Source organism: Kribbella yunnanensis (assembly GCF_039529655.1).
GTDB lineage: Bacteria > Actinomycetota > Actinomycetes > Propionibacteriales > Kribbellaceae > Kribbella > Kribbella yunnanensis.
In genome coordinates this window covers 698394-722775 of sequence record NZ_BAAANF010000017.1, presented here as the reverse complement: position 1 = coordinate 722775, position 24382 = coordinate 698394, and the positions used below count along the sequence as shown (strand labels likewise).

Below are 24382 nucleotides of genomic sequence, written 5' to 3'. Positions count from 1 at the left end.
TCTCCCCCAGCAGCCTGACACATCGCCGGGCCGCTGTCGGTGGGGTTAACCCCCATATCCCCCTGGGCCGACCCCTGGCCACCGAACTCTGGGCTACCGGAGGACCGGCTGCCGATCGAAGGTTTGGTCGATCGAGGTGGCGAGCTGCAGCAACGACTTCCGGAGCTTGCTGGACTTCGCGGCCTCGGCGAGGCTGCGGCCGTGCGCCATCGCCGCGTCGACCGCGCCCAGGTCGTACGGAAGCAGGGCGGCCGCCTGGAGACCGGCGTACTGGCCGAGGGCGTCGGCGATGGCGTCGGCCGGTGAGCTGCCGAGGGAACCGGAGCGGACCCGGTTCACCACGACGCGGAGGTTGACCGAGGGGACCAACCCGCGCACCTCGTGGATCGCGCGGATCAGCCGGGTCAGGCCGACCGGGTCCGCCGACCCGACCACGATCACCTCGTCGGCCTCCTCGAGCGTCGCGACCGTCGCGCCATTGCGCCGCGGGGCGAGCGAGTCGAACGAGATCTCCTCGTCGGTCTCGATACAGAACCCGAGATCGACGATCGTGCACGGCGACAGCAGCCGGGCGGACGACCAGATCGACTCGACCGCGGCCGGTCGCAGCTCCGTCCAGCGGTCGGCCCGACTCAGGCCGGTCAGCACCATCAGGTGGCGCTCGACCTGGCGGGCGTGTTTGGCGAGCGTCATCATGTCGAGCGTTCCACTCGAAGCGGAGCGGGCCGCGGCGGCCAGGCCGGAGGTCTCGTCGAGCATGCCGAGCTGCTGCGCGACAGTGCCGCCGTACACATCGCAGTCTGCGAGCAGCGTGGGCAGGCCTTTGGCTGCGAGCTCGGAGGCCAGGCCCACCGCGACCGTCGTCCGGCCGGGTGCGCCAGTGGGGCCCCAGATCGCGAAGATGCGACCGGTGCCTGGCGCGTACTCCGTTTGGGTCGTCCTGTGCTCGGGCGGTCCACCGGTCGGCACGAATCCGCCGGCGAAGTGCGACATCGCGATCGGCGGGCCGGCGTCGACCGCGTCACTGATCGCGCGACCCAGGTCCTCCGGGCTGACATCGGCCGGCAGGATCCGCTCGATCCCCATCCGGCCGAGCCGGTCCTCGGGACCGAACGCCTCGCCGGTTTCGCTCGGATCGACCAGAGCCAGTACGGCGATGCCTCGGGCGTGCAGCGCGGCCACCGCATCGGAGGTCAGTCTGGCGAGGTCATCGGCGACCAGAACCGCCCGGGCCTGACCACTCGCCGCGGCCGCCATCACATCCGCGATGTCGACACAGCGCCGGACGATGCGGATCCCCGGTGCGCGCTCGGTCCGGCGTACGACGTCTGCCTCCCACGGCGCGCCGGTCACCGCGAGCAGGACCGGAATCGCCATCAGGCCGCCCGCCGGATCAGAGTCGGCTCACCTTGACTCATCGCGGTCAGCGCGGCCGGGAGCTTCGGGAGGTCCTTGGGGGTGAGCGCGACGAGCACCTGTCTGCGTGCGGAACCGCCTGCGACGCCCTTGACCGAGTCGATCTGCAGGACACGGACGTTGCTCCAGAGCAGCTTGGCCGCCTGGCCCTCGTCCTTCGGAACCACCCAGATGTCGACCTTGTCGCCGTTGGCGGTGTCCGAAGGGAGTCTGCCGGTCGCCACTGACAGGGGCAGTTCGGTGCGGTCGCTGTCGGCCTGCGGTACGGCGGCGTCGCGCGGAACGAACTCACCGGCATCGATCGCGCGCGCCACGACCAGGCCCTTCAGCTCCGCGTCAGCAGCGACGTACTGCTCCGCGTCCTGACCGCTGGTGAAGCGGACGCGGACGGTGGTGAGGTCCTCGCCGGTGAGCTTGGTGCCCGCGGGCAGGTCGCGTTTGGCCGCCCAGATGGTGGTGGTGTCGTCGGCGGACGACAAGAGCTTCGCACCGACCAGTGCGGTGATGGCCACGAGCAGGACGCCCAGTACCAGGCGACCGTCCTTCCAGCGCGCCCGCCGGGTGCGCTGCGCCGGGACCGACGGCGCCCCGAACCCACTCCGCACTGCTGTGTCCACCACGTCGGCTCCCCAGTCGTCGATCGCTTCTGCCGTGCATTCTGCCGTGTTCACCGACTCGGCGTGCGCAGTCATCCACAGGCTGTCACAGCCTGGGGACAAACGTGATCACCCTCGGGCGAACCATGGCAAACTGAAGCAACCCGCTACTACTCGAAGGAGTCCCCCCGATGCCGGCACCGCGTTTTCTCCAGCTCGCCGACGTCGCTGAGGTCCTGAACATCTCCGCGAACCAGGTGTACGCGCTGGTCCGCCGGGGTGACATTCCCGCGGTGAAGATCGGCGGGCGCGGTCAGTGGCGCGTGGAGGCGACTGAGCTCGAGAAGTACATCGAGCGGCTCTACACGGAGACGAAGCAGTTCATCGACACGCATCCGTTCGGGGAAGAGGCCGAGCAGGACGCTCAGCTCTAGCGTCGGCGCACGGCCTGTAGCGCCTGGGTGGGGATCAGGCGGACGTTATAGACCTCGGTACGACGCCTGGGCGCGTCGAGGGGGTGTTCGGCGACCTCGAGGAAGTCGGCGCCGACGCGGTCGATCGTGCCGGTGATCGGGATGCCGCCGCAGAACACCGTCACTGGTGAGCGGTCGCGGGCGATTCCGCGGAGCAGGTGTGCGAGGCCGAGCTTGCCTGCGACTGCGCCGACCGCGGGTTCGGCCCAGGGGCCGAGGCGGTGGACTGCGACGAGGGCGCCGACCGGTACTAGCCATTCCTCGCGACCTGCCTCGATGAGGAGGCAGTCCTTGCCTACGCGGGTGAGTAGGCCCTGAAGCGGCTCGGCCGCTGCTAACTCGATTCGGACGACCGTGTCCACGGCACCGCGGAGACGGTCGAGCACGGTGATTTTGCCGACCTCGGTGCGGATCCGGTCCGCGACCTCGCCGTACAGGTCGCCCTCCTGGAGCGCGTCGAACTGCGATTCCAGGTCTTCGAACAGCGCATCCCACTGCATGGGCGCCAACTTACCGCGCACGCCCGGTGACGTATCCACTTGCAAACTTCCGCTAGTTGCGGTCTATAGTGGTCAAGCCAAGGCAAACTCAAGCAAACTCATAGGTTGGGGGCGAAGTGAGGTGAACGGGATGCTTCGAGGGGTCAAGAGCCTGCTGGCGATCGGCGCGCTGGTCGCCGTCGGGGTCGCCCTGCGCTGGGTGACGGCCGGCACGATCACCACCGCGAACAGCCACGACCTGGACTCGCTGACCGTGCTCGCGGTCGGCGCAGTCGCCTGGGTCGCCTACAGCTGGCTCGTCCTCGCGGTCCTCGCGACCGCTCTCGAGCAACTCCCCGGCGCTCTCGGTGCCGCGGCCGGCGTGTTCGCCACCCGGATCACCTCCACAACCTCCCGAGCCCTCCTGCGCTCCGCCCTAGGCGTAGCCGCGGTAACCCCACTCACGGTCGGAGTCGCCCACGCAGCGTCTCCCCACGGCTCGCCACCACCCCAGTCAGGCGCCGCCCACCCAGCCACCACCTGGCGCACGACCGAGCCGCGGTCATCGGTGCAGATCGCCGTCGACCTCCGCGCAACCGAGCCACGCTCATCCGTTCAGCCCAGCGGCGACACCTGGCGCGCCACCGAGCCACGGTCATCCGTGGACATCACCGCTGACCGCACCAACCAGCGCCCGGCCGCGCCGCGCTCCACCGTGGAAGGCGACGCCAGCGGCTCCAACCACCACGCAACCCAGCCACGCTCATCCGCCCGGCTCGGCGGCGGTACCTGGCGCACGACCGAGTCGCGGTCGAGCGTGCAGTTGGGTGCTACTGGTGAGCGCTCTGGCGCGAGCGTCGGTCGGCCGGAACAGGCGGGTGGGCCGCGGAACGGCGTACGGGCTGGGGCTGGTGTTCCGACTGTGCGGCCTCGCGGGGTGCCGGTGCCGGATCGGCCTGAGGTGGGGGCGGCTACTCGGTATACGGGTTTGCGGTCGGGCGTGGCTTCGCGGGTGACTGTGGCGGCGGGCGACTCGCTGTGGGGGCTGGCTGCGCGGGAGCTTGGGCCGCGGGCTACCGAGCAGGAGATCGCCGCGCGATGGCCGCAGTGGTACGCCGCGAACCGTCAGGTGATTGGCAGCGACCCGAATCTCATCCTTCCCGGCCAAGTACTGCGAGTGCCGCCCACCGACAAGGAGCAGTGACATGAGCAGTGCGTACCAGGAGATCAGCACCTCGATTCAGCAGCAGCGGGTTCGGCTGGATGTGGTTCCGGCGATCGACGGGACTCAGCCGGTTGTTCCGGAGGCACGGGCTTGGGGTGGGCGGTTGGCGCAGGCGGTGTCGGAGGTTCTGGCGGGAGATCGTCCGGTGGCGCAGCTGGTTCGGTTCACGGATGAGGAGGTGTTCATCGAGCTCAACCGGCGGGTGCGGTTGCTCGGGCTCACCACCACGGCCAACGGGCGCGGTACGAAGGAGCGGTGCGCACTGCGGTCCGTGCGGGTCTGCCGGCCGAACTCGCAGGTCGCTGAGGTCGCTGCGCATGTCCGGCACGGCGGACGGTCCCGGGCGATCGCACTGCGGATGGAGATCCGCCGCAACCGCTGGGTGTGCACCGCACTCGAGGTCGGCTGATCGGGCACATCAAAAGTCCGTTCGGGCGCGAAGCGAACAAACAGCCGACTCCGTGAGTCCTTAGAGCGCAATGTGATCGTGTGGTTGTCGTCATGTGGCTGGTGGTCCCCCGGCGTACCGTTGCCGAGGCGGTCGCCAGGCCGGAGTCGTTCGGGGGAACGAAATGCGTGAGAGCAATATCAAGGTGGCACGTCCGGCATCCACTGGGGTGGTGCCGGCTCGTGAACCCGGTGAGGTGACCTTCGCCTGGCGAATCGGTCTCGACGAGCTCAGCCCAGCAGAGCGCGCCCGCGTCGCTCCCGGCGCGCGCAAGCGACGCTGGGCCGAGCGAGTGCCCGCGCTGTACCCACTGGCCGTGCGCTACCACCGCGCGCGCAAACGCATTGAGTGGCTGCGATCCAGTACGGCGTACGCACGGGAGCGGAGTACTGGCGATCTACCGGTGCGCGTCAAGCAGCACAAGTCGTTGCTGCTGCGCCAGCTCGGTGAAACCGAGATGTGGATGCAGCACAACAAAGTCACCAACCTGCGGCTCGCATGTGAGCAGGTCGACGGTCTGGTGATCCGGCCGGGCGAGACGTTCTCCTTCAACAAGCTGGTGGGGAACGCGACGCGCCGCAAGGGTTATCTCAAAGGAATGCGACTGTCGAACGGCCAGGCGCGCCCGGGGATCGGCGGAGGCATCTGCCAGCTGGCGAACCTGCTGCACTGGATGGTCCTGCACTCACCGATGACCGTGACGCAGCGATCCACCCACAGCTTCGACCCATTCCCGGACAACGGCCGCGTGCTGCCGTGGGGTGTGGGTTGCAGCATCGTCTACAACTACGTGGACCTGCAGTTCCGCAACGACACCGACCAGACGTTCCAGCTCCGGGTCAGCGTCAGCGACCGGTACCTCGAGGGCGAGATCCGCGCCGACGTACCGGCCGCGACGTCGTACCGAGTGTTCGCGCAGGGCGAGCGGTTCCTGCGGATCGGGTCGGACTACTTCCGGCGGAACGAGATCTGGCGGTCGGTGATTGATCGGCGTACCGGCCGGACCACGGGCGAGGAGCTTGTCCGGGAGAACGTTGCCCTGGTCAAGTATGTCCCGACCGGCGTCACCGTGTACGACGTCGCAAGCTGACACCACGGGCCGTTGCAGTTCCCGGTTGGTGCCGGCATGCGGATGCGGCCGGGGACGTACGGCGGTGGTTGCTCGCCGCTGCGGCCGGCTTACAGAGGGAGTGTGGCTGGCCGGGTCTGTGGCTGGGCTGCTTGGCGAGGTAGGCGATCGCGTGCACGTTGCCTGGGGCTGACGGGCTTTGGTTGCGGTACAAGAGCTGTGTGGAATGAATGTGCCTGCAGGTGACGAAAAGTTGCCCCAAACGCAGCAACCGAAGGCGAAACGGCGCTTCGCAGATGATTACTGCCCGCAGGTGATGAAGGGTTGCCCCAAACCCAGCAACTGGAGGCAAAACGACGCTTTGGGGAAGTTCACTGCCGCTCCGTGGCAGTGAACTTCCGTGGATCGGCGCCGGGAGATGGAGTGGGGTGCATCTTGGGCCGGGGAGGCCCATTACCCTCCCCGCAGAGGCCGAGCCGGCCATCCGAGCGTGCCCCGGCCACTGACCCCGCCGTACCAGGAAGGTTGGATTGTCGGTGGGGCGTTGCAGACTGGGGTGGTGACTGTTGAACGCGCCGCGCTGCTTGCTGGGGCGACTGTATGGACCCGTACTGCGGCGGGTGGGGACTACCTGATCCTGCCCGACGGGTGTATGGATCTGCTGTTGATGGATGACGACCTGGTGGTGGCCGGGCCGGACTCTGTTGCGTGGACGGGGTCGGCGAAACCAGGGACTCGGTACGCCGGGTTGCGGTTTGCGCCGGGGGATGCGCCGGCGTTTCTTGGGGTGCCGGCTAACGCGCTGCTGAATGAGCGGGTGCCGTTGAGTGAGCTGTGGTCTCGGAGTCGTAGTCGGAAGTTGGCTGATCGGGTTCGCGGGGCGGCGGATCCGGCGGTTGAGTTGGATCTTGCGGTGGCGGAGTTGATGGAGACGCCCGGTGATCCGTTCGCTCGGCAGGTGTTTCAGCATGTGCGCGCTGACACGCTGCGCGCGGGGCGCGGGGTGGTGGGGCTTGCGCGGAAGCTGGAGATCTCGGAGCGGCAGTTGCATCGGCGGTGTCTGGGGGCGTTTGGGTATGGGGCGAAGATGCTGGATCGGGTACTGCGGATGAACGCGGCACTGGATCGGGCGCGGACGGGGCAGGGGCTGGCGGAAGTTGCGGCGGTGAGTGGATATGCGGATCAGGCGCATCTCACTCGGGATGTGAAGGCACTGACGGGCCTACCGCCGAGCACACTGCTGCGATGAGCCAACCGCAAGCGATGCGCGGGAGCGATGTAAACCTGGAGTTCTGCGCAGTCGTTTGCAGGGTTATCCCTTGACGGGAGGGCGGGGGTGGCTCTTAACTTGGCCGCAGTGACGCACCCAGCCGGTAGCGGATCGGTGATCCGGAGTCCGGTTTTCAGGCGCCAGGGCGGCCATGACTGTGGCCGGCCCGAGGCGGGGTAGCGTCCTCGGGACCGATGGAGCGATCGTGTCCAAGCCTCGTTCAGTCATCCGCCGCGTGCTCCTGGCCAGTCTGGCCACCGCCCTCGCGGCCACTGCCGGCTACTCCGCCCTCAATCTCGGCTCCGATGCCGAGGCGGCTGCGACGCTGCCGCCGACCCACGCCAAGTTCGACTATCAGATCGGTGGCGCTTACACGCCGCCGTCCGGCGTTCAGGTGGTCACTCGCGACCGCACTGCTGCGCCGGCTGCCGGGCTCTACAACATCTGTTACGTGAACGCGTTCCAGGTTCAGCCGGGCGAGCAGGGCTCGTGGGCTTCCGACCTGCTGCTGCGGGATGCTCAGGGCAACCTGGTCATCGACGAGGACTGGGGCGAGCCGCTGCTCGACCTACGGACGGCCGACAAGCGCACCCGGGTCGCGGCCAAGGTGAACGGGTGGATCGACCAGTGCGCCGCCAAGGGGTACAAGGCGATCGAGCCGGACAACTACGACAGCTACGAGCGCTCGAAGAACCTGCTCACCAAGTCGCAGGCCAAGGCCTACCTGACGTTGCTGGCCACGCACGCGCACAGCAAGAACGTCGCGATCGCGCAGAAGAACACGGTGGAACTGGCCGCTGACCGGCAGTCGGTCGGCCTCGACTTCGCGGTGGCCGAAGAGTGCGGTCAGTACGACGAGTGTGGCGACTACGTCGACCACTTCGGCAACAACGTGATCGTGATCGAGTACACGAACGCCGGTCGGCAGAAGGCCTGCAGCGGGTTCGGCAGCACACTGACGATCGTTCAGCGGGACGTCGACGTCTCGACGCCGGGAACCTCCGGCTACGTCCGCAAGACCTGCTGACACCTCTCAATTCACCCCGTACCTGGAGACCGCTATGTCTCAGCATGCCCCTGTCCTGACCCGCCGCGGCGTCCTGCGCGCCGCCGCGGCCGTTACCGCCACCGGCGCGCTCGCCGCCTGCGGGAAGAGCGACGATCAGGCCACCAATGGCGTCGTCGATGTCGAGCTCTGGCACGGCCAGGTCGACACCGGCAAGGCCGCGATCGATGCCCTGATCAACGAGTTCAACCGGACCCATCCGGGGATCCGGGTGAACGGCGGTGGCGGCGGGGTCACGGCGGACAGCATGCTGCAGAAGGTCACCGCGGGTCTGGCTGCGGGGTCCTATCCGGATATCGCGTACATCTTCGGATCGGACCTCGCCAGCCTGACCCGCAGCCCCAAGATCGCCGACCTGTCCGGCGCTCTGCACCTCGACGACTACTGGCCGGCCGCGCGGGACTCGGTCACGGTGAAGGACAAGATCCGCGCCGCACCCGCACTGCTCGACTCGCTCTGCCTTGTCTACAACAAGAAACTCTTCGTGGCGGCCGGCCTGCCGGCACCCAAGCCGGGTTGGACCTGGGACGACTTCATCAGCACGGCGAAGGCACTCACCAACCCCGCCAAGGGCGTCTTCGGGACCGGTTGGCCGGGTGTCGGCGACGAGGACACCGTCTGGCGGCTGTGGCCGATGATCTGGGACCTCGGCGGCGATGTCGCCTCCCCCGACGGCAAGAAGGTCGCCTTCGATCAGGTCGGCGCTCAAGCCCTCGGCACGCTCGATCGCCTGCGCACCGACAAATCCCTGTACGTCGACCCGAAGCCGGGGAGTGAGCAGCTCTACCAGGTGTTCCTCGGCGGCCGGATGGGCATGGTCGCGACCGGACCTTGGCAGCTCCCCGACATCGCCGACAAGGGACTCGAGTACGGCGTGGTCCCGCTCCCGTCGTACTCGGGGAAGCCGGTGACGATCTCGGGGCCGGACACCTGGACGGTCTTCGACAACGGCAAGGCCAAGGTGAAGGCCGCGACCGAGTTCGTGAACTGGCTGATCCAGCCGCAACAGGACATCAAGTGGGATGTCGAGGGCGGCAGCCTGCCGCTCAGCAAGGCGACCGCGGCGACTCCGGCGTGGACGAAGCATGCGGCCGCGACGAACGGACTGAAGGTGTTCGTCGACGCGCTGGATTCGGCGCGAGTCCGCCCGACCATCACGGGATACCCGAAGATCTCGCAGTTCCTCGGTGAGGCGATCGTGTCGGTCCTGCTCGGCAAGAAGAGTCCGGACGACGCGATCAAACAGGCCGTCGACCAGTCGAACGCCGTACTGGCGGTGCCGAACTGATGGCCAGCGTCGTCGGCACGTTCACTCTCGATCCGCGCGCGAAGCCCAAGCGCCGGATCATGAGTGACGGCGCGACCGGGTGGGCGTTCGTCAGCCCGTCGGTCTTGCTCATCCTCGGACTCAGCGTCGTACCGGTGGTGTGGTCGTTACTGCTTTCGTTCCAGGTCAACGACCTGGTGTCGCCGAGCGAGTGGGTCGGATTGGCCAACTACAAGGCGCTGGTGCAGGACCCGACGTTCGGCGCGGCGGTCAAACACACACTCCTGTACGCCGTTCTGTACGTGCCGCTGAGCGTCGTCGGCGGTCTCGCGATCGCGATCGCCCTGGACCGGAAGATCAAGTTCATCGGGCTCTATCGGACGCTCGTCTTCGTGCCGTTCGTGGTCTCGGCGGCCGCTCAGGGTGTGCTGTTCTCGTTCGTCCTCGATCCGGAGTTCGGCGTTGCGAACTCGTTACTGCACAAGCTCGGATTGCCCGCGCAAGGCTTCTTCAGCGATCCCGCTCAGGCGCTTCCGCTGCTCGTGGTGATCTCGTTGTGGAGCGGCACCGGCTTCTGCGTGATCGTCTACTTGGCCGGCCTGCAAGGCGTTCCGGCCGAACTGGTCGAGGCTGCGCGCATCGACGGCGCGGGACGGTTCGCCGTACTGCGGCATGTCGTCCTGCCAGCGTTGTCGCCAGTCACGGTGTTCCTGCTGCTCTTTCAGACGATCAATGCGTTGCAGCTGTTCGACCTCGTGTTCGTGACGACCAAGGGCGGGCCGCTCGGTTCGACGACGGTGATCGTCTACTTCATCTGGGAGAAAGCGTTCAAGAGCTTCACCGCCGGGTACAGCGCGGCCGCGGCGTACGCGCTGGCCGTTGCTCTGCTGGTGATTGGGATCGCCCTGCAGATCTCGCGACGGCGGGCCGCTCGATGAAGCGACCTAGTGCGTGGCATCTCGTGCTGGCTCCGCTGGCGTTGTTGTTCGCGTTGCCGCTGCTGTGGTTGCTGCTGAGCTCGGTGATGAGCAACGCGGAGATCAACCGGTTTCCACCTGCGCTGATCCCCTCGCATATCGACCTCGGCGGCTACCGGTATGTGCTCGGCAACGCGTTGTTCCCGCGTTGGTTCGTGAACTCGATGATCGTGTCGGCGGTCGCGGTGACGGCGAACCTGGTGCTCGGATCGCTTGGCGGGTATGCGTTCGCGCGGATCCGGTTCGCCGGGTCGAAGGTTGTGCTCGGGATGATGCTGGCCACGATGGTGATCCCGTTCCAGCTGACGATGATCCCGACGTTCCTGGTGATGAAGCGGCTCGGGCTGATCGACACCCTCGGCGCGTTGATCGTGCCGTCGTTGGTGACGCCGCTCGCGGTGTTCCTGTTTCGGCAGTTCTTCGTGAGCTTGCCGCGGGAGCTCGAGGAGGCGGCGGTGATCGACGGTTGCGGGCGACTCCGGATCCTGGTGTCGATCGTGCTGCCGCTGGCTCGGCCGGCGCTGAGCACAGTCGCCGTACTGACTTTCCTGGCCACCTGGAACGACCTGACCTGGCCGTTGATCGCGATCAACAGTGACACCAACTACACGCTCCAGCTCGGACTGACCACCTTCCAAGGCCAGCACCACACCCAGTGGGCGGCGGTGATGGCGGGCAATGTCATCACGGTGCTGCCGGTACTGCTCGGGTTCTTGCTGGCCCAGAAGGCGTTCATCCGCTCGCTGGCTTCTACTGGACTCAAAGGTTGACCTTCATGACATATGACCTGCTCGTGATCGGCGACGCGAACCCTGACGTGGTTGTCGGGCCCGTCGATCAGCCGATCCTCTTCGGCCAACGGGAGCGGCTTGTACCCCACGGGGCGCTGCTGCTTGGTGGTTCGGGCGCGATCATGGCGTGTGGCGCGGCTCGGCTTGGGCTGCGCGTTGCCTTCGTCGGACGGGTCGGCGCCGATGCGGCCGGCGACTTCGTCCGTACGGCGCTCGCCTCGCACGGGGTGGACGTGTCGGCGATGATCGTGGACGGTTCGTTGCCGACGGCACTGACCACGGTGCTGACGTCCGGCGACGATCGCGCGATGATCACGTCGCCCGGATGTCTGCCTGCTACGACTGCGAACGACGTACCGACTGCTTTGTTGCGATCGGTGCGGCATGTGCATGCATCGTCGTTCTATCTGATGCCGGAGTTGGCGGCGGGGCTCGCGGGGTTGTTCAAGGAGGCGAAGGCGGCGAAGGCGACCACTTCGCTGGATCCGAACGACGATCCGTCGGGGCGGTGGGATCGGATGGTTCTCGATCCGGTGCTGCGGGTCACGGACTACTTCCTGCCGAATGCTAGTGAGGCTCAGTTGCTCACGGGGCATCCGTCGACGAAGGACGCGGCCGGGATCTTGGCTCGGCGGGGGCCGCTGGTGGTGGTGAAGGATGGGGCTGCGGGCGCGCTGGCACATGACGGGACCAAGGTTGCGAGTGCTCCTGCTTTGGCCGTGGAGACCGTCGATGCGGTGGGGGCTGGTGACAGCTTTGATGCGGGCTTCGTTGCCGCTCGATTGAACGGGTTTGGTCGGGCTCGCGCGTTGGCGATTGCTGCCGCGTGCGGGTCGTTGTCGACGCGGGGTGCTGGGGGCACAGCTGCCCAGGCCGACTGGGAGCTGGCGCTGGGGAGTGTGACGGCATGACGAAGGTCGTGTTCATCGGGGCGGGGAGTGTGGTGTTCACTCAGGGGTTGCTGGCGGATCTGTTCGGGTTCGACCTTGGGCCGGTGCACATCGCCTTGCACGACATCGATCCGGAGCGGCTCGACACGGCGGCCGGGGCGGCGTCGTACATCGCCTCTGCTCGTGGGGTGAAGCCGCGGATCACCACGCACCTCGATCGGCGGGCCGCGCTGGAGGGTGCGGACTTCGTGATCAACATCGTCCAGGTCGGCATGAACGCGGCCACCCGGATCGACTTCGAGATCCCGGCCCGGTACGGCGTTCGGCAGACGATCGGGGACACTCTCGGGGTCGGCGGGGTGTTCCGCGCGCTGCGGACGTTCCCGGTGCTGCGTGAACTGGCCGCGGATATCGCCGAGGTGTGCCCGGACGCGTGGCTGCTCAACTACACGAATCCGATGGCGATGAATGTCTGGTACCTGCACGCGCTCGGGCTGCAGAAGGTCGTCGGCCTGTGCCACTCGGTCTACTGGACGATGCATGATCTGTCCGCGCTGATCGGCGTACCGCTGGATGAGGTCAACTACCTCGCGGCCGGGGTGAACCATCAGGCGTGGGTGCTGCGGTTCGAACGCGACGGTGAGAATCTGTACGACCGGTTGGACGCTGCCATCGAGGCGGATCCGGAGCTGCGGCGGCGGGTGCGGGTGGATATGTACCGGCGGCTGGGGTTCTATCCGACCGAGACGAGTGAGCATTCGTCGGAGTACGTGCCGTGGTATCTGCAGCACTCGTCGGAGATCTCGCGATTGCGACTGCCGGTGGGTGCGTATCTCGATATCGTCGCGGAGAACCTCGCGTCGTACGAGCGGACGCGGGATGCGCTCAAAGCCGGTGAGCCGGTGCCGGTTGAGGGGACGATGGAGTACGCGCCGCAGATCATCCACAGCATGGTCACCGGGACGCCCCGGACGATCTATGGGAACGTGCCGAACACGGGGTTGATCAGCAACCTGCCGAGCGGCGCGGTGGTCGAGGTTCCTTGCCTGGTTGACAGTTTGGGGGTGCAGCCGACTGCTGTTGGGGCACTGCCTGCTCAGTTGGCTGCTTTGAACAAGGGGTATCTGAATGTCGCCGAGCTCGTGGTGCGGGCGGCGATCGAGGAGGACCCGCGGTCGATTCGGCAGGCCGTGATGGCCGATCCGGCGACCGCGGCGGCGCTACCCGTGTCGCAGATCTGGGAGCTGTGCGATGAGCTGGTCGATGCCCACCGCAACTATTTGGCGCCGCCGTTGAGAGCGGCCTTGAGGTAGTCCCGGTAGCCCGCGAAGCCGTCGAGAACCTCGGCGGCCGTGGGCCTCCCGGTCAGCGCGCCGACGCCTTGACCGGCGTAGATCGAGGCTCTCGTGACGTCGGCGGCTTTCGTGCCGTCGACATAATCTGCGTGACCGGTGTTGTCGGCTTTGAGCTCCTGCTCGCGACCTTCCCATTGGTCGAAGTAGGCGTTTCGCAGCGCGCGGCCGCCGAACTCGTCGGGCCAGCCTGCGCGTGATGCCGCGTCGAACACCGTGCCGTAGACGGTGTCGGTCTCGTCAGCTTCGATCACCCGCTGGGCGACCTTTTGTGAGGTCATCCCCTCGACGCAGGTGAGGAACGCCGTACCGATCCAGCCGCCCGCCGCCCCAGCAGCCAGTACGGCGGCCAGTCCGCGCGCACCGGAAATCCCGCCACCGGCCACCACCGGAAGATCGGTCAACTCGAGAATCGCCTGGAGGAGCGGGAGTGTGCCGACCGCGTTACGCCCGTGCCCTCCGGCTTCGGCACCACGGGCGACGATGACATCCACCCCGGCGTCAATCGCCTCGCGGGCGTCCGCGACAGTACCCGCCTGGGTTGCCACTGTTATGCCTTCGGCTTGCAGCGGGGCGACGTACGGGATGTAGTCGCCGAAGCTGAGCGAAACCAACGCCGGCCTCAACTCCAGCACCGCCTCCAGATGCTCCGGCCGCTCCCGCACCGACCAAGCCATCAACCCAATCCCGTACGGCCTACCGCCCGCCGCCGCGATCGCCCCCTCAGCCCGAATCCACTCAGCACTAACCGCAGACCCGGCCCCCAACATCCCCAACCCACCCGCAGCCGAGATCGCCGCGGTCAACTTCCCCCCACTCACATTAGCCATCGGCGCCCCGACAACCGGAACAGTCACCCCGAACTTCTCCGCCAGCCACATACCCCCAACACACCACACTCCCCACCCCACCCGCCATATCCCACACCACACCTCCCGTCTGATGGGTATGCCAGGCAGATGGTGGGTTGGCCAACCGGAATCGCGCTGGCCAACCCACCACCGCGTGGGTCTACCCACCAGATGCGGACTGAGCGGGTGGAGACGCGACAGCGGCCGGTCCCTGGTGGGGCCGGCCGCTGGGGTGGTGCGGTTAGAACTTGTAGGCGTCTGAGGCGGGGTCGCCGTGGCAGCGCTTGTACTTCTTGCCGGAGCCGCAGGGGCAAGCCACGTTGCGGGGGGTGCCGGCGTACAGGAGGGCACCCTCGTCTACGGCGTCACCCATGACAGAGACCTCGTCGTCGCCGTCGATGGTGGGGGCCGAGTAGGTGAGGCGTTGGGGCTTCTTGTCGCCGGTGAGGCCCTTGGCGCGGAGGCGCGGGGTGTCGCGGGGGCGCTCCTCGTCCTGGACTCGGCCGGGGAACTCCGCCACCGGGGCGCCGGGGGTGAGGATGTCCTCGACCCGGCGGCCTTCGAGGCCTACGCCGTCGAGGTCGAGGTTGACGCCGGCGGCTTCCGCTTGGGCCGCGGACTCCATCTCCGCGCGCATGGCCTCGATGTCGACCTCGACGTTGAAGATGAAGGCGACCGACTCCTCCTTGATCGACTCCATCATCGCGGCGAACATGTCGTAGCCCTCGCGCTGGTATTCGACCAGCGGGTCGCGCTGCGCCATCGCGCGCAGGCCGATGCCTTCGCGCAGGTAGTCCATCTCGTAGAGGTGCTCGCGCCACTTGCGGTCCAGCACGCTCAGCACGACGCGACGCTCGAGCTCGCGCATCGCGTCTTCGCCGAGCAGCTGCTCGCGGCGCTCGTAGGCCTCGTGGGCATCCGCGATGAAGCGCTCGATCAGGAAGTCCGAGGTGAGACCGGCCCGCTCGCCGCCGGCCTCCTCGACCAGCTCGTCCTCGGTGAGCTCGGTCGAGTACAGCGTCTTCATCGCGGTGAACAAGGCGTCCAGGTCCCAGTCCTCGGCGAAACCGTCGGCGGTCGCGCCCTGGACGTAACCGGTGACGGTCTCGTCGAGCATGTCCGACACCTGCTCGCGCAGGTTCGCACCCTCGAGCACGCGGCGGCGCTCGTCGTACACGACGTGGCGCTGACGGTTCATCACGTCGTCGTACTTGAGGATGTTCTTCCGGGTCTCGAAGTTCTGCGACTCGACCTGGGACTGTGCGGACGCGATCGCCTTGGTGACGATCTTGTTCTCCAACGGCTGGCTGTCGTCGTCGTTGCGCGACATCGCCCAGTCGACCATCTCGCGCTTGAACAGGCGCATCAGGTCGTCCTCCAGCGACAGGTAGAACCGGGACTTGCCCGGGTCGCCCTGACGGCCGGCGCGACCGCGCAGCTGGTTGTCGATCCGGCGGGACTCGTGCCGCTCGGTGCCCAGCACGTACAGACCGCCGGCCTCGCGGACCTCGACCTGCTCGTCCTTGACCTGCTTCTCGAACTGCTCGAGGACCGACGGGTACTCCGCCTCGTACTCGTCCGGGAACTCGGCCGGGTCGATGCCGCGGGCCCGCAGGTCCTTGTCGGCCAGGTGCTCGGGGTTACCGCCGAGGATGATGTCGGTACCACGGCCGGCCATGTTGGTGGCCACCGTGACCGCGCCCTTGCGGCCGGCCTCGGCGACGATCGCCGCCTCCCGCGCGTGCTGCTTCGCGTTCAGCACCTCGTGCGCGATGTTCTCCTTGCGGAGCTGGGCGGACAGCCGCTCGGACTTCTCGACGCTCGTCGTACCGACCAGGATCGGCTGCCCGGTCTCGTGCACCTCGACGATGTCCTTGACCACCGCGTCGAACTTGGCGTCCTCGGTGCGGTAGATCAGGTCCCGCTCCTCGACCCGGATCATCGGCTTGTTGGTCGGGATCGGCACCACGCCGAGGCCGTAGACCTTGGAGAACTCGGCCGCCTCGGTCATCGCCGTACCGGTCATGCCGGCCAGCTTGTTGTAGAGCCGGAAGTAGTTCTGCAGGGTGATCGTCGCGAGGGTCTGGTACTCCTCCTTGATCTCGACCTGCTCCTTGGCCTCGATCGCCTGGTGCAGACCCTCGTTGTAGCGGCGGCCGTGCAGCGTGCGGCCGGTGTGCTCGTCGACGATCAGCACCTCGTTGTCGACGACCACGTAGTCCTTGTCCTTGCGGAACAGGTCCTTGGCCTTCAGCGCGTTGTTCAGGTAGCTGATCAGCGGGGTGTTGGCCGACTCGTACAGGTTGTCGATACCGAGCCGGTCCTCGACCTTCTCGATCCCGCGCTCGAGGATGGCCACGGTGCGCTTCTTCTCGTCGACCTCGTAGTCGGCGACCGGGCGCTGCTCCTCGGGGATCTTGTCGTCGGCGACCCGCGGCTTCAGCACGGTGGCGATCTTCGCCATCTCGACGTACCAGCGCTGGGAGTCCTCGGCCGGTCCGGAGATGATCAGCGGGGTCCGGGCCTCGTCGACCAGGATCGAGTCCACCTCGTCCACGATCGCGTAGTTGTGCTCGCGCTGGACGCAGTCCTCGATACTGGAGGCCATGTTGTCGCGCAGGTAGTCGAAGCCGAACTCGTTGTTCGTGCCGTAGGTGATGTCCTTGGCGTAGGCCACCCGGCGCTCGGCCGGCGACATGTCCGGCAGGATCACGCCGTAGTCGACGCCGAGGAAGTGGTACACCCGGCCCATCCACTCGGCCTGGTACTTGGCCAGGTAGTCGTTCACCGTGACCACGTGCACGCCCTTGCCGGACAGCGCGTTCAGGTACGTCGGCAGGGTACCGACCAGGGTCTTGCCCTCACCGGTCTTCATCTCGGCGATGTTGCCCAGGTGCAGCGCGGCGCCGCCCATGATCTGGACGTCGTAGTGCCGCTGGTGCAGGGTCCGCTTGGCGGCCTCCCGGACCACGGCGAAGGCCTCCGGGAGCAGCGCGTCCAGGGACTCGCCGTTCTGATGGCGTTCCTTGAACTCCGCGGTCTGGCCCCGCAACTCGTCGTCGGACATCCCGACGAAGTCGTCCTCGATGGAGTTGACCACTTTCGCGATGCCCTGGAGCTGACGCAGGATCTTGCCTTCGCCGATCCGCAGGACCTTGTCGATCACCTTCATGGTGGGGAGTTCTCTCCTTGCTGCTGTCGCCTGGTTGCGGCCGATCGATACAGTCGGGCACGGCCCGCTGGAACGGCGTGCGACCCCCATCGTACGGGGCGAGGTGTGCCAAGCCACGCCCGCAGCGTGCCCCCGCCTGTAACACACCCACGCTCAGGCGTGCCCGAAAGTTCCCGTTGCCGCGTCAAGAACCTCGCAGGGCGTCACTGAGCGCTGGCGCGAGGTCACCGCCACCGGCCACCCGGACCTGGTCCAACTCCAGCCAGCCGGCCAGTTGGACCAGCTCCGCGGCCAGCTCCTCAGCCGTCTCGGCCGGTGCCTTGAGCTCTGAGTGCGCCGACTGGACCAGCAGTACGCCGGCCGCCCGGTCCGCCTTGAGGTCGACCCGCGCCACCAGTTTGTCGCCGAGCAGGAAGGGCAGCACGTAGTACCCGTGGATGCGCTTCTCCGCCGGCACGTAGATCTCGATGCGGTAGCGGAAGTCGAACAGGACCTCTCCCCGGGTCCGCTCGAACACCAGCGAGTCGAACGGGCTGACCAGGGCCCGCGTGTTCACCCGCCGCGGCAACCGCGCATCCCGGTGCAGGTACGCCGGGCGCTTCCACCCGTCGATCTGAACCGGCAGCAACTCCCCCTCCTCCACCAGCTCCGCAATCGCCTGCGCGGTCGGAGCAGGCGACGTACGGAAGTAGTCCTTCAGGCATTGCGCGGTCGCAACCCCGTGCGCCCGGGCCGCGATCGACACCAGCCCTCGGTGCGCCTCGTCCAGGGTCGGCGTCGGAGTCTCCAGTACGGCGCGAGGCAGCACCCGCTCCGGTACGTCGTACTCCCGCTCGAACTGCTGGTTCCGCCGAGCCACCGTGACCTCGCCGGCGAAGAACAGGAACTCGAGCGCCCGTTTCACGTCCGACCAGTTCCAGCCCCAGTTCTCCTTGGACCGCTCCACGTCGTCGTCGATCTGCCGCGCTGTCAGCGGACCGTGCTCCCGGACATCCGCCAGCACCTGCTTGACCAGATCCGGCCGCTCCTTGGCGATCGACCGCGGCCCACCCCAGGCCTCGGTGGTCGCCCGGTCCATCCGCCACCGCATCAACGGGTGCGTCTCGACCGGAATCAGCGACGCCTCGTGCGCCCAGTACTCCACCAGCCGCCGCGGTGCCTTCCCCGACGCCTTGTCGAGCAGAGTCCGCGGATACGGCCCGAGCCGCGAATACAGCGGCAGGTACTGCGCCCGGCTCAACACGTTCACCGAGTCGATCTGCAGCAACCCGATCCGCCCCAGCACTCGCGCCAGAGCGCGCGCATCCGGAACACCCTTCGGCCGTGGGTCCATGAACCCCTGGGCAGCCAGCGCCACCCGCCTGGCCTGGGCCGTCGACATCACCTGAGTGTTCACCTCGCCGATCGTGCCAGGTGCCTCCGACAAATCCGATCAGCCCGGTTCCCGCAGCAGACTCTGGTCCCAGGCAGCGATCCGCCGGGCCAACTCCTGCAGCTCGTACGACGGCTGCCGGCCGTTCAGCCGCCACAGCCGATCCCGGATCTCGACGTACTGCTGCATCGCGTCGAACTGCCGCCCGGTCCGGTAGAGCGTGAGCAGGAAGGTCGCTCGCAGGTTCTCGCGCAGCGGGTACCTGGCGACGTGGGCAGCCAGGCCCGGCAGGATCGCGTGGTGGGAACCGCGCTTCAGCTCGACCTCGTAGTACAAATCCAGCACGTCCAGCCGCCCCTCCTCCAACCGCGCCCGCACCGGGTCGAACAGCGGCCCGCTGTGCCCCTCGAGCAACGGCCCACGCCACAGCGCCAGCGCCTGGCGGATCCGGTTGGAGGCCTCCAGCAGGTGATCACGTGCGCGAATCTCCGGCACGCTGGCGATCAGGTCCTCGAACACGAAGAGATCGACGTTGTCCCGGGCCGCGCACAGCATGTAGCGCCCATCAGACAGCTGAATAAGCGTCCCGTCGGTCCCCGGCACCCGGTGCGGATCAAGCAAATCACGCAAGGCCGTGATGATCTCCCGCGTCAGCTCTGGACCGTCATCCGGCGTCGCATATTGCCAACCCGCCTCAAGCAGGTCGGTCATCGGCACCGGCCCATTCGGATGCAACAACAGTCCAGCCAACAACCGCTGCTGCAGCGGCGACCCCAGGTCGAGCTCAACGCCACCCCGCCGAACCACCAGCGGCCCCAGAACGTCGTACCGGACCTCGCTCATCGATCCCCCTGCCCTGTCCAGAGCCGGAGTGTAGGTCGCGCTGGGGTTTACCCCGGGAGAAGAACCAGGTAGGTCGCCACCGCAGGCGGTAGCGGGGCTGGGAAGAGGCCTCGGTCGGTGAGGTCTTCGAGGGTGGTGAAGGGGCCTTGGTGTTCGCGGCTGTGGACGATGAGGGCGGCGTGCTGGGCGGTGACTCCGGGGATGCGGGTCAGAACGCCGGGCGGTACTTCGTTGGGGTCGATCAGGCCGCCGTCGTCGTACTCGCGGTGCAGGTGTGGGCGGCCGATCCCTAGTGAGCGGGCGAAGTCGGGGTCGCGCTCGATGATCTGGCGGGCGCGGAGTCGATCGTCCAGGGCGGCCAGGCCGCGGAGTCGGCGTACGGAGACCGGGGCGATGGTGAGGGCGAGGTGGATTGCGCTGGTCACCAGGACCAGCAGCATCAGGAGTAGACCGATGGTGTTGACCGCGCTGATCTGGTCAGCCTGGCCGATCAGCGCGAGCACGATGCCGAGGAGCCAGGTGGCCAGGTAGCCGGCGGCGATCCAGCGGAGGAAGCGGTTGTGCCGTAGGTAGGCCACGACGAGCATGAGCACGCCGCCTCCTAGCCCCAGGGTGGCAATGGTGATCAGTACGGCGACGGTCTTCATCAGGACGCGGCCGACGAGGGGGCGCTGTGGCGGGATCAGATCGGACATGTCGACCGGCCAGCCGCGGCCGAGCGACCAGTCGCGGCCGCCTCGGCGCAGGAGTGCCACCTGGGTTGCCGCGGTTGTCTGCTGGCCGGGTAGCAGGGCCGGGTCGTTCTGCGAGATGCGGGACTGGAGCTGCTGCAGCTCGGGACCGGGCTCGACGCCGTACTCCTCGACCAGGTGGTCGTGCAGCTCCCGGTACGCCGCCAGTGCGTCGTCGGAGCGTCCGGCGCGGTACAGGGCGAGCATCTGGACTCCGCGGAGTCGCTCGCGCAGGGGGAAGGCCTCAGCCAGGGCAGGGAGTTCCAGGGCGAGGGGCTCGTGGTTGCCGAGCTCCAGCTCGATCTCGGCGCGGTCCTCGATCGCACCGGCGCGCAGTTCGGTCAGGTGCCGACGGGCATCGTCGAAGACCGGGCCGGTGAGTCCCTGGAACGGTTCGCCACGCCAGAGGCTCAGCGCCTGCTGCAGTTGCTGCGAGGCCTCGGCCAATTGACCGGACTGCCGGAGAGCACGAGCTGATTGAACCTGTGCTTCGAAGTCGTCGGCATCTGAGCTGCCTGGTTCCACTGCCACCCGATAGCCACCCGCTTCCAGGACAAGCAGCTCACCGGCGCTCCGGGGTGCCCGGTCCGGCTCCAGAACTCGCCGCAGGCCGGCGACATACTTCTGTACGACGTTGGGCCCGTTGACCGGCGGTTCGCCGTCCCAGACCGCGTCGATGATGCGCGCGGTCGGCACCACCTGGTTCGGGGTGGTCAGCAGGGTCGCGAGGACCGCTTGCTGTTTGGCGGGACCCAGCTGCAGTTCCTCCTGCCCGCGAATCACTCGCAAGGGACCGAGCATCTCGAACCGGACTGCACTCACCGGCGCTCCTCCTTGGGGGCGTCCTGAACTGGGATCACCAGGACGACGTCAGCGATCTGCCGCGGCACCGGCCAAGGGAACATACCCCGTGCGGCTGCATCCTCGAGCGACCGGAACGGTCCCCGGGCGTTGCGCTCGGCGATGATCAGCGCGCCGAGCAACGGCGGAACCCCCGGCAGCGTGCGCAGAACCTGCTCCGGAGCGCTGTTCAGATCGACCATCACGCGCGGCGATTCCGCCACCGGGGTTCGGAGCGGGACGAGCACCGCCGCGTGGATTCCGGCCCCCACTGTGGTCAGCAGCAGCGCAGCCAGCGCCACTCCGTCGACAAACACGAAGTCCTCCGAGTCGTACCTCTTATCGACGATGAGGAAGAACACCACGGTCGCCGACAGGTAGCCGAACGCCGCCAGGGCCAGCTTCCAGCTGCGGCGCCGGAGGGCCAGCACACCCATCAGCGGACCGGAGGCGATGCCCATGGTTGCCACGGTCAGCGCTGCCACCACCAGCTTGAGAATCCAGCCCGTCCAGCCCGGCGAGCGTTGCGGCGTCGAATCCGGCCACCAGCTCATCGGCTGTTGAGTGTGGAAGACAGGCACAGGGCGTTCGTTCAGAAGAATCTGGCGGTGGGCGGCCTGCAACTCGGGTCCCGGCCGACCGCCGTGCAACTGCTGGGCCTGCTGGTACGACGCGAGCGCCTCGGCCTGACGTCCGGTTCGGTGAAGCGCGAGCAGGTGTGTGGCGCGAAGGCGCTGGCGGTGCGGGTACTCCGCCACGAGTCGGGACAGCTCCGGGAGCAGCGTCTGCTCGCGGCCTTGCTCGAGTTCCAGCTCCGCCCACTCCTCCAGAGCAGCGGCACGGTCCTCGGCGAGCTGCGCGCGCATCGCCTCGAAATACCCACCCGCCAGACCGGCCAGCGGCTCGGACCGCCACAGCACCAGAGCGCTCCGGAGTTCGACGGTCGCTTCCGGGAGGTGGCCCAGCGCACGCAACCGACGTGCCTCGGTGACGTGCGCGGTGAACACGTCCAGATCGAGACCACCGGCCGCCACTGACAGCAGATAACCACCTGGGGTCAGAGCGAGCAGCTGACCGGCCGCTCGGGGTAGCCGCTCCGGTTCCAGGATCCGGCGCAGCCCGGCGACATACTTCTGTACGACGTTGGCCCCGTTCTCAGGTGGGTCGTCGCCCCACACCTGATCCACGATGTCGCTCGCCGGTACGGCGTGGTTCGCGGCAAGCAGCAGTGTCGCCAGAACCGCCTGCTGCCTAGCCGGACCCAGCTTGAGCTCCTGGAGACCCCGGTACGCCCGCAGCGGCCCGAGCAGCTCGAACCGGACGGCGTCCTCCACCGGAAGAGTCTATCCAGCCTGAGGGCGCTCACCAGACCGGAATGAGCAGTCACTGCGGTCCGACGGCAGTGCGGGCGCAGCGGAACGGCAGCGGTCCGCAGCGAGACCGCAGCCGCGCGGCTCCCGGCCGGGTCACAGTCGGAACCAGAGGACGCCGGCCGACCGGGCCGCCGTACGGAGAGAAAGCACATCACCATGTCCTTCCCCTGGATCCGCACCATCGCCACCACCGCTCTCGTCGCCGCTGCCACCACCGCCTGCGGCCCAGACCAGCAACAGCCCGCGAGCCAGAGCACGCCGACCCCCTCCACGAAGGCCGTCGTCACCACACCGACGCCGACCCCCACCCCGACCGGTGTCGCGGAGCTGGATGCCAAGGCACTGTTCGCCAAAGCCAAGGCGGCCATCCTCGCGGCCGACAGCGTCCGGCTGCGTGGCTCGGTCGTGGAGGAGGGCTCCAAAACCGCCATCGACATCCACCTCACCAAGACCGGTGGGCAGGGCACGTTCACGGTCGACGGCAGCCCGATCGGGATCACCGTGATCGGCAAGACCGCCTACCTGCAGCTCAGCGAGAAGTTCATCCGGGCCCAGGGCAAGGCGGAGAAGGACACGGCAGCGGAGATCAACGCGACTGTCGAGCTGCTCAAAGGCCGGTGGGTCAAGCTGACCAAGAAGGACAGCGACTTCCAGGACATGATCGACCTGGTCACCCGGGAGACCTTCGTCAAGAACGTCTTCCAGCCCTCCGGAACGCTGACGAAGAAGCCGCTGACGACGGTCGACGGGGTCGCCTCGATCGGGCTGTTCGACGGTGAGGGCACCCTCTGGGTGGACAGCCAGACCGGCAGGCCGGTCCGGATCGAGGCGGGGACCGGCGGGCCGGCCTTCGGGTTCAGCGACTACGACCGGCTGAAGGCTCCGAAGGCACCGGCTCCGGACAGCGTGATCGACGGGAAGCAGATGGGCCTCTGACCGGTCATAACTCCGGTATTACCGCAAGTGAGAGGTGTGCTACCCCCGGTAGCCGGGAGAAGCTCGGCGCGGAGGTCGTGCCGCCCGCACGGCCCCTGAGCCCTGGAGTGTGAGGCATGACAGGAAGACTGCAGCTGGTACGCGCCCTTCTCGCCGCTGGAGCCCTGACGGTCGCGTCCGTCGGCGCGGTGGCGGCCACGGCGAGCGCAGCGCCGGCGCCGGACGGCCCGAAGACCCGCATTGTCGGTGGCACTATCGCGCACACCGCGGACACCCCGTGGGCGATCGCGCTCAACAACAGCGGTTCGCCGTCCCCGAGCGGTCAGTGGTGCGGCTCGACGCTGGTTGCGGCGAACAAGCTCGTCACTGCCGCGCACTGCGCCCAGGAGGCCGCGTCGACGTACACGGCCATCCAGGGCCGCGATGTCCTCACTGAGTCCGGTGGCAAGGAGTCCAAGGTCAGCAGCATCTGGGTCGACCCGGAGTACGGCAAGCAGCCCGGCCACGACGTCGCCGTGATCACACTGGCCACGCCGTTCACCGGCGTACCGACGCTGGCGCTCGAGACCAGCAAGGCGGCCGACGCTGTCGGTGCGGCCTCCGTCGTCTACGGCTGGGGTGCCACTGAGGGCACCGGGCCGGACGACACCTTCCAGAAGGTCGACGCACCCGTCCTCGGCGACGCGTACTGCGAGAAGGCGTACGCGAGCCAGAACTACGCGCCGGACGGCGAGATCTGCGGCGGCTTCGAAGAGGGCGGCAAGGACTCCTGCCAGGGCGACTCCGGTGGGCCGCTGGTCCTGAACGGCAAGCTGTTCGGCGTCGTGTCGTGGGGCGTCGGTTGCGCGGACGCCGGTAACCCGGGTGTCTATGCCGAGGTGGCGACGTACGCGACCGAGCTGCAGGCGCAGATCGGCTAGCACCACCACAGACCTTCACAGGGGA

At 67.7% G+C, this 24382-nt stretch carries 22 protein-coding genes; 13 read left to right on the top strand and 9 right to left on the bottom strand.

The window, feature by feature from the left end; genetic code table 11:
* Positions 1-93: 93 nt before the first annotated feature.
* Positions 94-1377, bottom strand: coding sequence for a CpaE/TadZ family protein (locus ABD231_RS26765; RefSeq protein WP_344157688.1), 1284 nt, complete (start codon positions 1375-1377; stop codon positions 94-96).
* Positions 1377-2108 (bottom strand): SAF domain-containing protein, encoded by a 732-nt coding sequence (locus tag ABD231_RS26760; RefSeq protein WP_344157685.1) that lies wholly within the window; start codon positions 2106-2108, stop codon positions 1377-1379. Before ABD231_RS26760 ends, ABD231_RS26765 begins: the two co-directional genes overlap by 1 nt.
* Positions 2109-2203: 95 nt before the next feature.
* On the opposite strand from ABD231_RS26760, the gene ABD231_RS26755 reads away from it, so the two are divergent.
* Positions 2204-2446, top strand: a complete 243-nt coding sequence (locus tag ABD231_RS26755; RefSeq protein ID WP_344157682.1) for a helix-turn-helix domain-containing protein — start codon at positions 2204-2206, stop codon at positions 2444-2446.
* Here the strand turns inward: ABD231_RS26755 and ABD231_RS26750 are convergent.
* Positions 2443-2985, bottom strand: coding sequence for a hypothetical protein (locus ABD231_RS26750; RefSeq protein ID WP_344157679.1), 543 nt, complete (start codon positions 2983-2985; stop codon positions 2443-2445). The two genes, ABD231_RS26755 and ABD231_RS26750, sit on opposite strands and share 4 nt — an antisense overlap.
* Before the next feature lie 130 nt (positions 2986-3115).
* Between ABD231_RS26750 and ABD231_RS26745 the strand changes: the two genes are divergently transcribed.
* From ABD231_RS26745 to melA, 10 genes are all read left to right on the top strand, one after another.
* Entirely contained in the window at positions 3116-4168 is a 1053-nt protein-coding gene (locus ABD231_RS26745; RefSeq protein ID WP_344157676.1) for a LysM peptidoglycan-binding domain-containing protein, read from the top strand.
* Position 4169: 1 nt separating this feature from the next.
* Positions 4170-4598, top strand: coding sequence for an Rv3235 family protein (locus ABD231_RS26740; RefSeq protein ID WP_344157673.1), 429 nt, complete (start codon positions 4170-4172; stop codon positions 4596-4598).
* Positions 4599-4761: 163 nt separating this feature from the next.
* Positions 4762-5727, top strand: coding sequence for a VanW family protein (locus ABD231_RS26735; RefSeq protein WP_344157670.1), 966 nt, complete (start codon positions 4762-4764; stop codon positions 5725-5727).
* 538 nt (positions 5728-6265) lie between these two features.
* The gene (locus ABD231_RS26730; RefSeq protein ID WP_344157667.1) at positions 6266-6955 is read left to right on the top strand and encodes a helix-turn-helix domain-containing protein; all 690 of its coding nucleotides are present in this window, start codon (positions 6266-6268) and stop codon (positions 6953-6955) included.
* 226 nt (positions 6956-7181) lie between these two features.
* Positions 7182-8003 (top strand): endo alpha-1,4 polygalactosaminidase, encoded by an 822-nt coding sequence (locus ABD231_RS26725; RefSeq protein ID WP_344157664.1) that lies wholly within the window; start codon positions 7182-7184, stop codon positions 8001-8003.
* A gap of 34 nt (positions 8004-8037) precedes the next feature.
* Positions 8038-9330, top strand: coding sequence for an ABC transporter substrate-binding protein (locus tag ABD231_RS26720; protein WP_344157661.1), 1293 nt, complete (start codon positions 8038-8040; stop codon positions 9328-9330).
* Complete coding sequence (locus tag ABD231_RS26715) at positions 9330-10247, top strand: carbohydrate ABC transporter permease (RefSeq protein ID WP_344157658.1); 918 nt, start codon at positions 9330-9332, stop codon at positions 10245-10247. Before ABD231_RS26720 ends, ABD231_RS26715 begins: the two co-directional genes overlap by 1 nt.
* Entirely contained in the window at positions 10244-11056 is an 813-nt protein-coding gene (locus ABD231_RS26710; protein ID WP_344157655.1) for a carbohydrate ABC transporter permease, read from the top strand. The genes ABD231_RS26715 and ABD231_RS26710 overlap by 4 nt, the downstream gene beginning before the upstream one ends.
* Before the next feature lie 5 nt (positions 11057-11061).
* Positions 11062-11988 (top strand): carbohydrate kinase family protein, encoded by a 927-nt coding sequence (locus tag ABD231_RS26705; protein ID WP_344157653.1) that lies wholly within the window; start codon positions 11062-11064, stop codon positions 11986-11988.
* Positions 11985-13280: an alpha-glucosidase/alpha-galactosidase gene (melA, locus tag ABD231_RS26700; RefSeq protein WP_344157650.1), complete on the top strand. Its 1296-nt coding sequence runs from the start codon at positions 11985-11987 to the stop codon at positions 13278-13280. Before ABD231_RS26705 ends, melA begins: the two co-directional genes overlap by 4 nt.
* On the opposite strand, the gene ABD231_RS26695 is transcribed toward melA, so the two are convergent.
* The 6 genes from ABD231_RS26695 to ABD231_RS26670 all read right to left on the bottom strand — a co-directional run bounded on the left by ABD231_RS26695 (position 13244) and on the right by ABD231_RS26670 (position 22462).
* Entirely contained in the window at positions 13244-13996 is a 753-nt protein-coding gene (locus tag ABD231_RS26695) for an NAD(P)H-dependent flavin oxidoreductase (RefSeq protein ID WP_344157647.1), read from the bottom strand. The two genes, melA and ABD231_RS26695, sit on opposite strands and share 37 nt — an antisense overlap.
* A 415-nt stretch (positions 13997-14411) precedes the next feature.
* The gene (gene secA / locus ABD231_RS26690) at positions 14412-17342 is read right to left on the bottom strand and encodes a preprotein translocase subunit SecA (protein ID WP_344157644.1); all 2931 of its coding nucleotides are present in this window, start codon (positions 17340-17342) and stop codon (positions 14412-14414) included.
* Between the two features lie 184 nt (positions 17343-17526).
* Positions 17527-18723 (bottom strand): winged helix-turn-helix domain-containing protein, encoded by a 1197-nt coding sequence (locus tag ABD231_RS26685; RefSeq protein ID WP_344158220.1) that lies wholly within the window; start codon positions 18721-18723, stop codon positions 17527-17529.
* A gap of 51 nt (positions 18724-18774) precedes the next feature.
* Positions 18775-19557, bottom strand: coding sequence for an AfsR/SARP family transcriptional regulator (locus ABD231_RS26680; RefSeq protein WP_344157641.1), 783 nt, complete (start codon positions 19555-19557; stop codon positions 18775-18777).
* Between the two features lie 47 nt (positions 19558-19604).
* Positions 19605-21110: an AfsR/SARP family transcriptional regulator gene (locus ABD231_RS26675; protein WP_344157638.1), complete on the bottom strand. Its 1506-nt coding sequence runs from the start codon at positions 21108-21110 to the stop codon at positions 19605-19607.
* On the bottom strand, positions 21107-22462 hold the full coding sequence (locus ABD231_RS26670) for an AfsR/SARP family transcriptional regulator (protein WP_344157635.1): 1356 nt from the start codon (positions 22460-22462) through the stop codon (positions 21107-21109). Before ABD231_RS26670 ends, ABD231_RS26675 begins: the two co-directional genes overlap by 4 nt.
* A gap of 195 nt (positions 22463-22657) precedes the next feature.
* On the opposite strand from ABD231_RS26670, the gene ABD231_RS26665 reads away from it, so the two are divergent.
* The gene (locus ABD231_RS26665; RefSeq protein ID WP_344157632.1) at positions 22658-23437 is read left to right on the top strand and encodes a hypothetical protein; all 780 of its coding nucleotides are present in this window, start codon (positions 22658-22660) and stop codon (positions 23435-23437) included.
* A 116-nt stretch (positions 23438-23553) separates the two neighbouring features.
* On the top strand, positions 23554-24357 hold the full coding sequence (locus tag ABD231_RS26660) for a S1 family peptidase (protein WP_344157629.1): 804 nt from the start codon (positions 23554-23556) through the stop codon (positions 24355-24357).
* The last annotated feature ends 25 nt before the right edge of the window (positions 24358-24382 follow it).

Bases quoted from the DNA above. Each gene is read 5' to 3' on its own strand.
- ABD231_RS26765 (WP_344157688.1), bottom strand. From the start codon at position 1,377: ATGGCGATTCCGGTCCTGCTCGCGGTGACCGGCGCGCCGTGGGAGGCA.
- ABD231_RS26760 (WP_344157685.1), bottom strand. From the start codon at position 2,108: ATGACTGCGCACGCCGAGTCGGTGAACACGGCAGAATGCACGGCAGAA.
- ABD231_RS26755 (WP_344157682.1), top strand. From the start codon at position 2,204: ATGCCGGCACCGCGTTTTCTCCAGCTCGCCGACGTCGCTGAGGTCCTG.
- ABD231_RS26750 (WP_344157679.1), bottom strand. From the start codon at position 2,985: ATGCAGTGGGATGCGCTGTTCGAAGACCTGGAATCGCAGTTCGACGCG.
- ABD231_RS26745 (WP_344157676.1), top strand. From the start codon at position 3,116: ATGCTTCGAGGGGTCAAGAGCCTGCTGGCGATCGGCGCGCTGGTCGCC.
- ABD231_RS26740 (WP_344157673.1), top strand. From the start codon at position 4,170: ATGAGCAGTGCGTACCAGGAGATCAGCACCTCGATTCAGCAGCAGCGG.
- ABD231_RS26735 (WP_344157670.1), top strand. From the start codon at position 4,762: ATGCGTGAGAGCAATATCAAGGTGGCACGTCCGGCATCCACTGGGGTG.
- ABD231_RS26720 (WP_344157661.1), top strand. From the start codon at position 8,038: ATGTCTCAGCATGCCCCTGTCCTGACCCGCCGCGGCGTCCTGCGCGCC.
- ABD231_RS26715 (WP_344157658.1), top strand. From the start codon at position 9,330: ATGGCCAGCGTCGTCGGCACGTTCACTCTCGATCCGCGCGCGAAGCCC.
- ABD231_RS26710 (WP_344157655.1), top strand. From the start codon at position 10,244: ATGAAGCGACCTAGTGCGTGGCATCTCGTGCTGGCTCCGCTGGCGTTG.
- ABD231_RS26705 (WP_344157653.1), top strand. From the start codon at position 11,062: ATGACATATGACCTGCTCGTGATCGGCGACGCGAACCCTGACGTGGTT.
- melA (WP_344157650.1), top strand. From the start codon at position 11,985: ATGACGAAGGTCGTGTTCATCGGGGCGGGGAGTGTGGTGTTCACTCAG.
- ABD231_RS26695 (WP_344157647.1), bottom strand. From the start codon at position 13,996: ATGGCTTGGTCGGTGCGGGAGCGGCCGGAGCATCTGGAGGCGGTGCTG.
- secA (WP_344157644.1), bottom strand. From the start codon at position 17,342: ATGAAGGTGATCGACAAGGTCCTGCGGATCGGCGAAGGCAAGATCCTG.
- ABD231_RS26685 (WP_344158220.1), bottom strand. From the start codon at position 18,723: ATGTCGACGGCCCAGGCCAGGCGGGTGGCGCTGGCTGCCCAGGGGTTC.
- ABD231_RS26680 (WP_344157641.1), bottom strand. From the start codon at position 19,557: ATGAGCGAGGTCCGGTACGACGTTCTGGGGCCGCTGGTGGTTCGGCGG.
- ABD231_RS26665 (WP_344157632.1), top strand. From the start codon at position 22,658: ATGTCCTTCCCCTGGATCCGCACCATCGCCACCACCGCTCTCGTCGCC.
- ABD231_RS26660 (WP_344157629.1), top strand. From the start codon at position 23,554: ATGACAGGAAGACTGCAGCTGGTACGCGCCCTTCTCGCCGCTGGAGCC.